Origin of the sequence: Nocardia sp. AB354 (assembly GCF_049538315.1) — a bacterium.
Taxonomy (GTDB): domain Bacteria; phylum Actinomycetota; class Actinomycetes; order Mycobacteriales; family Mycobacteriaceae; genus Nocardia; species Nocardia nova.
This window is the reverse complement of sequence record NZ_JBMVFU010000038.1, coordinates 17,060-29,286: the sequence shown is the minus strand read 5'-3', so window position 1 is coordinate 29,286 and position 12,227 is coordinate 17,060. Positions and strand designations below refer to the sequence as shown.

The 12,227-nt window shown below is 58.7% G+C and carries 8 protein-coding genes; 4 read left to right on the top strand and 4 right to left on the bottom strand.

Translation table 11 applies throughout. The features are described 5' to 3' along the window. Positions 1 to 2: 2 nt before the first annotated feature. From ACPCUW_RS33540 to dpdD, 4 genes are read left to right on the top strand one after another with little or no spacing between them, the layout of a single operon-like run. The gene (locus tag ACPCUW_RS33540) at positions 3 to 665 is read left to right on the top strand and encodes a hypothetical protein (protein WP_423429325.1); all 663 of its coding nucleotides are present in this window, start codon (positions 3 to 5) and stop codon (positions 663 to 665) included. Continuing rightward, positions 662 to 5,137, top strand: a complete 4,476-nt coding sequence (gene dpdJ / locus ACPCUW_RS33535) for a protein DpdJ (protein WP_423429324.1) — start codon at positions 662 to 664, stop codon at positions 5,135 to 5,137. Before ACPCUW_RS33540 ends, dpdJ begins: the two co-directional genes overlap by 4 nt. After that, entirely contained in the window at positions 5,134 to 5,661 is a 528-nt protein-coding gene (gene dpdK / locus ACPCUW_RS33530) for a phospholipase D-like domain-containing protein DpdK (protein WP_423429323.1), read from the top strand. The genes dpdJ and dpdK overlap by 4 nt, the downstream gene beginning before the upstream one ends. Next, the gene (gene dpdD / locus ACPCUW_RS33525; protein ID WP_423429322.1) at positions 5,658 to 7,688 is read left to right on the top strand and encodes a protein DpdD; all 2,031 of its coding nucleotides are present in this window, start codon (positions 5,658 to 5,660) and stop codon (positions 7,686 to 7,688) included. The genes dpdK and dpdD overlap by 4 nt, the downstream gene beginning before the upstream one ends. A 73-nt stretch (positions 7,689 to 7,761) precedes the next feature. Here dpdD and dbpB (ACPCUW_RS33520) read toward each other — a convergent pair whose 3' ends face one another. From dbpB (ACPCUW_RS33520) to ACPCUW_RS33505, 4 genes are read right to left on the bottom strand one after another with little or no spacing between them, the layout of a single operon-like run. Next, positions 7,762 to 8,886, bottom strand: coding sequence for a DGQHR domain-containing protein DpdB (gene dbpB / locus ACPCUW_RS33520; RefSeq protein WP_423429321.1), 1,125 nt, complete (start codon positions 8,884 to 8,886; stop codon positions 7,762 to 7,764). Continuing rightward, positions 8,886 to 10,121 carry a tRNA-guanine transglycosylase DpdA gene (gene dpdA, locus ACPCUW_RS33515; RefSeq protein WP_423429320.1) on the bottom strand — a complete coding sequence of 412 codons (1,236 nt, stop codon included), beginning with the start codon at positions 10,119 to 10,121 and terminating at the stop codon, positions 8,886 to 8,888. Before dpdA ends, dbpB (ACPCUW_RS33520) begins: the two co-directional genes overlap by 1 nt. Next, positions 10,118 to 11,266: a DGQHR domain-containing protein DpdB gene (dbpB, locus tag ACPCUW_RS33510; protein ID WP_423429319.1), complete on the bottom strand. Its 1,149-nt coding sequence runs from the start codon at positions 11,264 to 11,266 to the stop codon at positions 10,118 to 10,120. Before dbpB (ACPCUW_RS33510) ends, dpdA begins: the two co-directional genes overlap by 4 nt. Beyond that, positions 11,266 to 12,225: a hypothetical protein gene (locus ACPCUW_RS33505; RefSeq protein ID WP_423429318.1), complete on the bottom strand. Its 960-nt coding sequence runs from the start codon at positions 12,223 to 12,225 to the stop codon at positions 11,266 to 11,268. The genes dbpB (ACPCUW_RS33510) and ACPCUW_RS33505 overlap by 1 nt, the downstream gene beginning before the upstream one ends. Between the last annotated feature and the right edge of the window lie 2 nt (positions 12,226 to 12,227).

The following is a 12,227-nucleotide window of genomic DNA, read 5'->3' as shown; positions in this document are numbered from 1 at the left end:
CGGTGCTGAGTAAAGCCCAGCGGCTGCAGAGCGCAGCGCGAAGGCTGGATCTTGGGCGTAAAGACGAGCAAGAAGCGCGACGCGTGCTTGAGCGTGTCGAGAGCCTGCGTGGCGCACTGAACGAACTCCGAGTGCAAGTCCAGCTTGCCCGAGCAGTGGAAAACGCGACTGGCCGCAAGGTCGGCATTGCAGGCATCGACCGGGGTAGGGACGAGTTCGCTCGAAAAGCAGCCGACGGTTTGCCTGGAAACCAGGCATTCAACACGGCCCGGAGGAAAATCGACGAGGCGGTAGGCAACCTCTCGGATGCGATCGCCAGCCAATGGCAGGACTGGGCTACAGGCCAACTGGAAGCTCTTCCCCAGAGCCGAATCGCGATGCTGGACCCGGCGCGGCAAATAGTAGTCCGATCAGAAGTAAAGAATCTGAAGGCAGCCGCGGGGACACTGCCGACATCAGCGAGCGTCGCGACCTTTATGGAGCGTTATCAGCGTGTCGAGCAGGAGCTCGGTGGGACACCAGATACGCCGGTCGCACTGTCAGCACTACTCGAACGATTAGGCGCCGGAGCGCTCACTCTTCGCGACATCACCGACGAAGAGATCGCACTCCTCCGGCAGTACGCAATGGACCTTGAGATCGAAGTACGAAGGAAGTATCTGTGACATTGGATCTGAGCCGGGAGTTCTCGGGTCATCTGCTCGACATGTTGGAGGATCTCGAACTCCCGCTACTGTCCTGGGGAGTCACAGATGGCGCGCTTTCCGAGTCCGAAGTCCTGGAGAAAATCGCCGTGGCTCTCGCTACTCATCCACAGGCTCCTCCACGCTCTGCGGCCGAAGATGTCCTGGAAGAACTTCAGGATCGGGCGCTTCTTCTCAGGATCCGGCCATCCTCACCGAGGCGGTATCGAACCCGTCTCGGTGAGGCGTTGCGGTTAGCCAGCAATCTGCGACAGATCTTTGCGCCACAAGACCGTCGGGTGCCGCTTCCGCTCAACTACTGGCAGGCGAGTCCCCGCCTTGTTGCGGATTACCGGCTGGATGCCCCTTTGCGGCGTTATCCGGCACGAGACATCCCAGTATCCGATGCGCTTCAGGACTTGAGTAGTACTCCGGGATGGGGACCGGCCCAGAACCGAGTAGCCGAAGCGCTGATTGGTACGCGGAAGCTCGCCCGCTTCCAGGTCGAAGCGACCCGCTCGATCTTTGGATCGTTGAGCAAAGGTCAATCCGCTGGTGTAATCGTTGGCGCTGGAACCGGCAGCGGAAAGACTATGGCCTTCTATCTTCCAGCCTTCGCTGCCATGGCAGGGCGTACCGGGGCGACGCGATCGCAAGTCCACACGCTGGCGCTCTATCCACGTAAGGAATTGCTCCGTGATCAAGTCCGCGAAGCGCTATCGAGTATTGAGCGTGGACTGACACCAAGAGGTGAACGGCCACTGCGTATCGGCGCACTTTACGGTGATACGCCCTTCACCCCTGGTGCCCTCGACCAGAGAAGTGCCGCCAGCAACGCCTGGCGACAACTGGGCGATGGGGTGGTGTGCCCTTTCACTACCTGTCCGAAGTGCTCAGATGGCGAACTGCTGTGGTCTCGCGCGGACCGTAAGGCCGGTTCGGAGAGGCTCACTTGCTTGAACTGCAAAACTGTCATTCCGGATGGGCGATTTGGTCTGACTCGCAGTTCGCTTCAGACAAATCCTCCTGACCTCCTCTTCACTACAACTGAAAGCCTCAACCGGAACAGCACGAATCCATGGCTGGCTCGCCTTCTCGGGTGGTCCGGATCGGACGCCCCTGCCGTGGTCCTCCTCGATGAAACCCACTCCTACACCGGAACTCACGGTGCGCAGGTCGCTCTGCTGCTTCGTCGCTGGAGGCACGCTGTTCGAAAACCTGTCACATTCGTTGGTCTCAGCGCGACCTTGAAGGACGCCACTCGGTTCTTCGCTCAACTGACCGGTTTGCCGCGTCGAACAGTCGAGTATATCGAGCCAAGTCCCGCTGACATGGAAGAGGACGGCAGGGAGTACGCCATCGCCCTCCGCGGCGACCCAGTGTCTGGGGCGAGTCTTCTCTCAACCTCGATCCAGACGGCCATGCTGTTCGGCCGAGTACTCGATACGAACAACACCGAACAGCCCCTCTTTGGCTCCACAGGGTTCCTGTTCACTGACGATCTCGATGTGACCAACCGTTTCTACGACAACCTCCGAGATGCTGAAGGCAAGCAGACCCGGGCTGGTCAGGTGCGCGGGCCGGTCCTGGCAGGCCTCCGCTCACGAGACCTGCCACAGCATGACGAGCGTTACGAGGATGGCCAATCGTGGGATATGTCCGACAAGATCGGACGATATTTGGATCCGCGTCTAAGAATGGGTGCGCTTCGAATCGGCCGCACCTCGTCGCAGGACGCCGGCGTCGATCGACGTGCAGATCTCACCGTGGCCACGGCCTCGCTCGAAGTCGGAGTCAATGACCCTCGGGTGGGTCTAGTGCTCCAGCACAGGTCGCCCCATAACGCCGCAGCCTTCATTCAGCGCCGCGGCCGAGCAGGACGTGTGCGTGGAACCCGCCCCATCACGATCGTGACGCTGTCTGACTATGGGCGCGATCGGCTGAGCTACCAAGGCTATGACTCCCTGTTCTCACCGGAGATCACCGCTCAGAATTTGCCAATCCACAATCGGTACGTGCTGAAAATCCAAGCCGCCCAGGCGGTGTTGGACTGGATCGCGCGCGACCTGCAACGTGTGCATCATGGGGTCGACTTGCGTCATGATCTATTGACTGCCCCAAATGACGGGGGAAGGCCATTGAACCCCGATGCTTCTCGTTGGCTCGCCGACCGGCTCGAAGAATTGCTCAGCAGTACACAACTTCAAGACTCCTTGCGCCGGCATCTGCAATCGGCACTCCAGATCGATTCTGACGAGGTACAGGCGTTGATGTGGGAGCAGCCGCGATCGATTCTCCTGGCGGTTATTCCTACGGCCCTGCGCCGTCTCCGCTCCGAATGGCAACCACTCCGGACCGATCCCGGCGCGACACCGCGCACGATGCTTCCTGAGTTTGTGACCGGCACGCTTTTCGAACCCTTGAATGTCCCGGAGGTGACATTCGAACTACCGTTCGAGACTAGGCGGAATGATGAAACGCGCATGCCTATCGCACGAGCTCTGCGCGAAGCTGTCCCTGGCCGAGTGAGCAAGCGTTATGGGTACGAACGCGATGAACATCGAACATGGATCGCGCTACCCGATGACAGCGATCTATTGGAACTGAGCGAGGATCTGATACCTGAGGCACATCTCGAGGGCACCTGGAAACTGTCCGCCACTTCCCCGGGTGACTATGTGGTGCTTCGGCCCTATCGACTGAACCTCCAAGAACCTGATAGGAGGATCAGCGATCGCTCCCAAGGCGTGCCTCTTTGGGGAACCCAGATCGTCGCGCCGAGCGGTTTGCGAAATGATGCGGATATCCCGGACCCGTCATCATGGCGACACCGAATAATAGGATTGAGCTTCAACACCCATGCTGCGGGGAATCCCGTCGATGTTCGACGAATGACGTATGGCGCCGATTGCGATATCTCCTTCAGCTCTCCTCGTGTCCCGAGTGAACAACGGAGAGTGCGATACACCTATGGGGGTAGCCCAGCCGCGATGGGCTTCCAACTGACGGTGGATGCAATGCGTGTCGATTTGGCGCCGCTCGACCTGGAGTCTTCAGCCATACAGAGCTATTTGTCGTCGCCGCAGTGGCGTTCCCAAGCATTCTTCCGTGCAGTGTCGGAGGATCCTAGGCTCGCGGAGGTCAGCAACTCATTCCAGCGCAACTGGCTGGCCCTTATTTACATCACTGCGTTCTCGCTCGCCGGACTGGATGGAACGAAATCTCCTGAACAAGTGTGGACAGCGCTCCGGCACGGCTCCTGGAGCCGCGACCTGGAGACGATCCTGCAGGTTCTGTATCGAGACGAATCGGCAGACACCCAAACAACCAGGCGCCTTGTCACAAAGCTGAGCGAACTCAGCCACCATGAGAACGTAGTCGAGGCACTTGACCGGGCGGGCCGGCTCCTTACCGATCCGCACGTCGCCTTGCGAACTCAAGACTTGGCTCGGCGGGCATATCGGGATTCGCTCGCAGCAGCCATCCTCGCGGCGACCCTTCGGGCCTGCCCAGATGCTCAGGAGGCAGATCTGATCATCGACGTGGTGCCTGGGCTCGATGACGAACAGTTCGACACCGTGTGGCTGTCCGAGACCACCATTGGCGGTCTTGGCGTCATTGAGCAGGTCGTCAGCTTCTACACCGCGGACCCGCGGCGCTTCTGGTCCCTCGTTTCCGGCGCGCTGCAACCCAACGAATACGAGTACATCGACTCGACCATCACGCGACTACTGCGGGACATCGTCGTCGACCGGCCCGCTGGGAAACCCGCTCAGGCGATGGAAGCGTTGCGCGCAGCCGAGTCCGCCGAAGATGCTCGCCTGGCCCTCTATCAACTCCGTACGGCGTGGGCCGAGTTGGATGGTCCGCCCAGACATGGAGCTGTCGCTGCAGTCTCGACACGGCTACTGCGGCCAGGCAGCAACCCTAAAACTGACGCCGCAACCTTGAGCCTACTAGAGGAGTGGAAAGCACTCGAAGAACGTCTCGGATTCGAAGTCGATGCCCGTGTCGTCGCCTACGCCGTAGGAATAGGCAAGCTTCAACTCACTGGAAAGGCCCTGACGGCAGATCAGGCTTTCAGCATGATGTGGCCGAGGGGGGCGCAAGCACGCGGCCATCACTTGGAGCACTATCAGCCGTATATCGGCTACGAACGTCCACCCATGATCGACCGTCTCTTGGTAGCGGCCGCACATGATGAAAACCTGCCGGCCATCGATGTCACCGAGGTTGGTTGGGAGAAGAGGTACCAGCAGATACTGGCCGAAACCGGTGCGATCGAGTTGACCTGCCCTGTCAGTGACCGGCGTAGCCTCAGCGATGCGATCGGTCGTATTCCGGTTCTACCGATAGATCGCGACGTGCTGCGCATCTACGGCGAGATTGGAGCGGTTGCACGGTTCGGACACGAGTACAGGGTGAAGGTTGAACTGCGGGAGGCAATTCAGTGACCGGCCTTACACGTACGGTCCGGACCGGCAATCGGATGCGCTTGCGAGCCGACTCGATGCTCAGTACTGCTCTCCTCGTTGAGTTGGCGCACCCTGGCGACTCAGTTTGGCTCGTATCGGGATGGATCACCGATATCGAAGTAATCGACAACACCCAGGGCGCCTTCGACACACTGCTCGGCGACAATCCACCCGCTGTCTGTCGGCTATCTCAGATACTGAGCCTCATCGCCGACGCTGGCGCACGTATCCATGTCGTCACTAGAGACAACGCTCACAATCGGATCTTCGCTGCGCACCTGGAGCGCGCTTTGACGGATCCCGAGCGCCAACTCGACCTCCACTTCGACGACAAGATCCACGAGAAGACACTGTGCGGCCGCAACTGGATGCTCACAGGCTCGATGAACTTCACCATCAGCGGACTGGGTGACAACGAGGAGTCCGTCACCTACAAGATCGACGATCCCGAGATAGCCCAAGCCCACCTGGACTTCACGGAACGATGGAAGGAACCGGCGTGACTGTCGGCGACAAGACCGCCACCGAACGCATAACCGAGGCCGCTCGTATTGAAGGCTTCATCCAGGCGTTCCTGAGCAATGGCAATGACGCAGGTGATCCGCGATACGCCAGTATCGTGATGCCATTCCTGGATAGCCTTCGCAGGGGCGACGATTCGCCGGTCATATTGCCCCGCTTCTCGCAGAATGCCGACACATTCGCGATGTACGTGATCGCTGAGTCACCGACACAGGCAACTCAAATCCGAGAACTCATCGGAGCCTTCGTCGGGCCAACCTACTGCACCAGAGGCGACTCGGTTCCAGCCAGCCTGGATCCGGCTGACCCAATCGACGCGGCGGTCATCGATTTCGGCGGAGCCGACACTACATTTATTCTTCATACAAGTTCAAATAGAATACATCGCGCGAACTTGCGAAAGGCACTCGGCCTGATGCAGCAGACCCTCGCACGTCGAAATGTGAGGATTTGGAATGGTGTCAGGCCCCTCGGGCGCTTGATTGCAGAATTTGATGCATCATTAGCGGCAGGCGGCGCTGGGTCGTCTAAAACAATCCTCGATCAGATAGCTTCCCAGGGTAGAATTACAGCCACGAACCTTGCCCATTTGCGGATCAAGCGCCTCGACCGACTTGGTATGAGCCAGGAACTAATTTCCTTCGCGGGCTTGAATAATGTGCTGCGACAGGATCCTCCACTCCCTGTCAAAGAAGCGGTGCTCAATGCCGTTCACGCGGCACTCCTCGCGGAATCCCTAAGCAGGGGCGACTTGCAGGGTGCGATAGATCAGCTATGCAATTCCGGGATACCTCTACCGACCTTCAGCGACATCCGTCCTCTTGGAAATGAGGCTGTGATTGCCTTACTTACTGCAGCGGTTGGTCGGCGCGATACACAAAGCATCGACAGAATTCTCTCGGACTTGGAGGTGGATGCGCGAACGGATGCAATACCTGATATTTTGCTGCGAGGGGCGATGGAGTTATCGGCACCGTCCGAAACTTCCGGTTTCGAAACGGAACCGCTGCCGCCTGGCAACGGCGATGTCGATGGAGAGCCCATATCGGACTCAACGCCCCTGCGAGCACCTGAGTCTTGGGTTGAGTTGTTCGAAGGCGCGGTCCAAGGCACTCAACTCGCTGCTGCGGTACTTCGTGATGAAAGTTGGCGGTCCTGGCCCTCGCCAGCCGAGTCCGATATAGCTCTGTCGCGGATACTTGACAATCTCGATGATAATTCTTGGCGCCAGGTGTGGGAACTAGTCGGGACGATAATCGATGCCGTGGGGTATGGACAGTCTGCGCCATTGACCGTCCGGGAATTCATCACCTACGCTCTTGCTTCTGACAAGCTATTCCCGGGCGATTTAATCACCATCCATGCGTTGATAGAGATACTCTTCCGATCCTCCCCAGTTCCAAGTATTTACCGCGCCGTATTGGACGAACTGCGAGAGTCCAGTACTCAATGGGTATCTCCGGAAAACGCAGTCGCAGTGTTGGACTTCGCGGATCGTCTCGTACTCGCCGCATGTCCAGACGAAAACGCAAGACTGAGCCTTGCTATTGCATTGCTGGAACCGCTTAATCGCTATCAACGCAGACTTGAGCCAGCGGTATTCTCCTTTGCCCGTCAACTCTCTCGGGAACTCGATGTGCCGCTCGAATGGGTCCAGGAGGAAGACCCCGAGAACGGCCATCCATTCGAGTCGCTTTCAGACGTTCATGTATTGTTGTATTCGCTCGATGAAGCTGTTCTCTCGCGAACCTCCGCAGAGTTGAAGCGAATGATTCCGGATTTGCGCATATCGCTGTCCCACGACAGAGTGGGGAGCGCAGCGCTCCGAGAGAAGTCGCGAAACGCCGATGTCGTGGTCCTCGCGACTCGATGTGCGAAGCACGCGGCCACCGGGTTCATCACCGAGAATGCCAAGGACTCAGAGATCGCTTACGCGGATGGGAGTGGATCCGCCTCACTACTGCGCGCCGCGGTGGCAGGACTTCTGAGCCTGGGCAAACTCAGATAGCCGTGGGGTATCGACTTCGGCGCCGCATGGAATGCGTGCGGCGCCGGAGTCCGCCACCGGCCGCGATAATGGTTCAGTAGAGCGGTACCGGCACTTGGTTGTCGACAACCTGTAGCAGGTAGTTCGTCAGCAGGCGAATATCACTCGGCGTGTTCTGCAGGCCGTTCCATTTCCTCTCGCCGCTCTCGCTGAAGGCCCAGACACCCTTGGTCCAACTGGCTATACTTTCGATCCGCTTCATGGCGCCGCAGACGACTTCTGAGTCGACTTCGTCGTAGGCCAGATGCTCGGTGAGGTGATCCATGACGAAACCCATGGACTGGATGCCCACACCGTGCGTGAGCCGGGAATTACGGGGGTCGAGCCTCCACGCCTCGGGGAACGTGTCTCGAACCAAACCCCAGAAGGTGTTGAGGTGCGCGAGCATCTTGTCGATATCGCCTGTCCCGTCTGCAGGATTGCGATACTGATAGAGAGCGCCCTCATACAAGCTGTGCTCGATCATCTTCAGAACGCTGTTGTCCTTGATGTACCCGTCGGGAGCAGTCGGCGTAGCGATGATCCGATAGAACGGGCCCCTGATCGTGCCGTTGAGCCGGGTCATGATCTCGGCAGGCAGCCGCCGTCGAGCGTAGACAGGGGGAAGATGGCCCGTGGTGTCGGGCAGCAGCTCGTTGACCAAGCCTTTGGGAAGCGGCTTAGTGTTGTTCACGAGAATGAACTGCGAACGCTGCTCAGCCTCGTCATCGGCAATGAACGCCACCGCGGCTACGGGAAACTCGCCGATATCGGCATCCCGGATCGCCGCACTGCGCTGCTGGCCGTCCACCAGCCACGCCGGCTTGTCCTGTTCGGCGAGCGTCTCGTCGATCGGGACCACCAACTCGCCAGGAGTGGAGTAGTGGACAGCCGGCGACGAACCTGTCGAGGGCTCGAAACTGACTCGCTTGTCGAACGCGAGGACCACCGCGTTCGGAAGCATCGCCTCATCCGACTCAAGATAACGTTTGATCGCTCGAATATGACTCGCGACCTCGGGACGCTGATACCCGTGAAGAGCTTCCTCTGCACCGCGGCGAATACGGGAAACTGCGGCGAATTCGTGAAGCCGTTTTCCGTCTACCGCAAAGCAGTAGATGCGGCGATTCCCCTGCCGGACCTCCAGCGCAGGAAGGCGAAGCGTGTAGCGGTCGGCCATTATCTCTCCTTGACGGACGGTCGGACGGCTATGTTGTGCATTCTCTCACTGAGCACCGACAAGTTGTGAAATCCGCGACTCTTGTTACGCTCGGTACCGCGGAAAATGACAATCTCTATCCCATGTTTTTGGCAAAGTGTGCATCGACAGGATTTCCACGGCTTGGCTTCTAGTGTTCGCCGATATCCCGGCAGTCGTGACTTCTTCTTCGGGTCGACAAGAGGCTCGTATTCGGCGAGTGCCGACAAGACCTCCTCCACGGATGCGGCATCCTTGTCGAAGGCGCGCAATTGCTTGAGGCACTCGCGTTCAGCAGCCTTCACCGTGTTCTGGCAGACGGCGCCGGAGAGTATTCGCCGCTTGAGCGCAGGATTTCCGTCCGACTGCTGGACGCGAATGGCCGGGAAGGTGTCGTACGCTGTGTGGTAGTTGTCCCGGTCATCCATGAACGCTTGTTTGAACGGTGACGTGCTGTCGAAACTCGTCACGCCAAGCCGGGCGAATTTTTCCATCGACGTCACCCGTGTTATTCCTAACAAGTGGAACTCGGTCCCTGGGTCACGAACTCCATCGATCTCCTCGAGGCAGGCAAGGATCTCATCGGTCTTTAAAGGCACCATGCCTCCCAGGGCAATCCTCTGATAGCCCATCTGCTGGAGGCGCTGCACACTGTCGGCGTAGCTTGCTGGGCTCCAGCCCTGCGCGGATCCGACCGGCTCGATATTTCGCCCCCGCGACTCGACGGCTGCTAGGAATTTCTCGGCGTAACTGAGAGATATCTGCCGGCGTTCAACCCACGCCGGGTTCACATCGGCATCGGAAATATCGGCGTCGTAGCCGAAGATGATGTGATCTACGCTGATCCCGGCGTCGAATCCGCAGCCTTCATAGAAATCCAGGACTTCGTCCACAGTGTACGGAGGAATTTCCTCGTCAATATAGTTGAAGGCTCCGCAGTCGCCGAGAGACTTGACGCCGTCGGGCAAGCGGAAATATTTCTTTATGCCGAGTCGGTATAGTCGTTCCCGCTGAGGCAACGAATATTTTCCGGCACCTTTCATGGAGCCGTCGACGATGGCCTTGCTGACCAATATCCCATCGTAGGGTGCCGGACTCAGCACCTCGTGGGCATATTTATCGTCCCGCTGACGCACCCGGAAAGGAGAGTACTCATCGTTGATGAAGTCATAAGTTGGGCTGACCATGTCCTGACTGTCAGGAAAGAAGAACTTCACATGAGTTCCCTACGTGTCGAGTGATAGGTGCGAATCAGAAAGTTGGAGAGTTCTTGAACATGTTTCGGTACGTTCTCGATCTCGTTCCAGTTGTGCCCGAGGTCGTTCCAGGTACCTGTGGTCCAGTGGCAATAGGGAACGACGAGAGCAAGGTGCTGGCGGATCCGTTCCGGGGCATCCTCTCGCAGTGGATCTACGGTTCCCAGGATTCGGTCCATGAGACGTCCCATCGCGCGGATCCCGGCCCCGTGCATGAGCCGGCTCTTCTCCGGAGGCTTTCCCCATGCCTCCGGAAAGGCGTCGCGAACGGCTGACCAATAGATGATCAGCGCTTTGATGATGCTGTCGAAGTCGGTTTCGCCTCGACCGATATCTCTATACGGGTACAAGCACCCCGACGATGATGTAAGGCTCTCCTGAATCATTTCCACGATCCCGGTGTCGGTGACAACGGCATGAGTCGGCTTGTTCCCAGACATCGAGGCACGCTTGATCATGCCCAGGAAAGGTGAGGACTTGTCCGTGTTCAGGACATCGCAAAGCTTTGAGGGTGCCTGCCGGATTGCGAGACGGGCCGGGAGCGGACTATCGACTTCCGGCAGTAGTTCGGTGACCAGTCCTCGGGGGAGAGGCTTCGTATTGTTGATGCGGACGAACTGGTCGCGCTGGAGATTGACGGTGTCAGCGATGAACGCCGTAATTGGAACAGGGAAATCCTTACGCTGGGCGTGGGAAAGGGCCAAGGCCCGCTGCTGGCCATCGACGATCCAAGCTGGTTTGACCTTGCCCACTTCCGGCAGTGGGATGGTTAACCTGCCGGTATCGGAGATCCCGTCGTCAGCATGGCGGTTGCCGCCCCGGGTACTCCTGAATACCACACCAGGGGACAACGCCATGATGATCGGGTTAGGGAAGATCGGAACGTCACTATCCAGATACTCCACAATTTCCTGGATATGCTTGCGTACCTGCGGTCGCTGATAGCCGATTAGCTTCCCTGCCTCATCACGACTGACGCGCGAGATGTCAGCGAAGTCCAAGATCTCTTTCGCTCGGAGCATGAAGATGTACAGTGGATAGTCCTTGGCCTGAACGATCCGGAGCGCGCGGACTTCTCGTGTGGGGGTCACTCTGGGCGACGCCATCAGAACAGCACCTCACTGGACACTTCGGTATAGAGAGTCTTGAAACGAGTCTGCTCACATGACAGGCCCGAATCCCTAAGCAGCCGCAGCAGTTTCGTCGCCGATATCGGTCCGCCGGCGATGTGCTCTCGTATGAAAACTCGAACATCTTCATCGACGAGCCTCATGCCGGCCGGGCGACGTCCTGCATCTTCAGGCGCTGCTGCGGTGGCATCCGAGATCAGCTTGACGAGCAACGATCGACGTAACGAGGCGCCGGTCTTACGTGCTGTTCGGAGAACAAGGTCGGCAGCGCGCACATTCAGAGCCTGCAGGCTACCGCCAACTGCTGGCCGTAGAGCCGCAGTTACCGGAACAATCAGGTCGTCGATCTCCGAGCAGTTTCCGGGCGGCCCGAATACCGAGATGTTCTCGGCGTCCGTCAACCGCGACGCCGCGTTCACGAGGTCATGAGAACACGCACGCAGATACGCGTCCGACATAACTGCGATGATTACCGAGTTGGGGTTGCGCTCGGCGAGTGCTACGAAGGACCGCGGTTCACCGGCGCACGGTCCTTCCCAGTTCGACAGATTAAGCCACCAACGCCGCGCGGCGTCGGAAGTTGTTGCTACCGAATCGGGCTGGCCGCTGGCGAAGGTCGCTGCGTAGGCATGGATCGGAGCGGCAGCTGGGATTAAGCCATAGCCGGCCGAACTGACCCAGAGATTGGCAGATGGGCCAACAGCTTCGGGCAGATTCCTGGCCACCTGCCAATGCTCACCTGCATACATATCTGTCGCGGAAGTCGTCGGTGAACCTGCAGAGAGCCGCTCGAGCCACGCAGTGCAACGCTCCTCCGGTCCTTCGACGTGCAGATTCTGAAGTCGTAGGCGTTGCGGTACAACCTGGCGTTTACGGTTGGCGCACGTCACCACGATGTGAACGGTCCGGTCCCGGGGGACTGCGAGGTTGTCCATGT

Excerpts from the sequence above, each read along its gene's own strand:
- dbpB (WP_423429321.1), bottom strand. The coding sequence starts at position 8,886 with ATGGCCGACCGCTACACGCTTCGCCTTCCTGCGCTGGAGGTCCGGCAG.
- dbpB (WP_423429319.1), bottom strand. The coding sequence starts at position 11,266 with ATGGCGTCGCCCAGAGTGACCCCCACACGAGAAGTCCGCGCGCTCCGG.
- ACPCUW_RS33505 (WP_423429318.1), bottom strand. The coding sequence starts at position 12,225 with ATGGACAACCTCGCAGTCCCCCGGGACCGGACCGTTCACATCGTGGTG.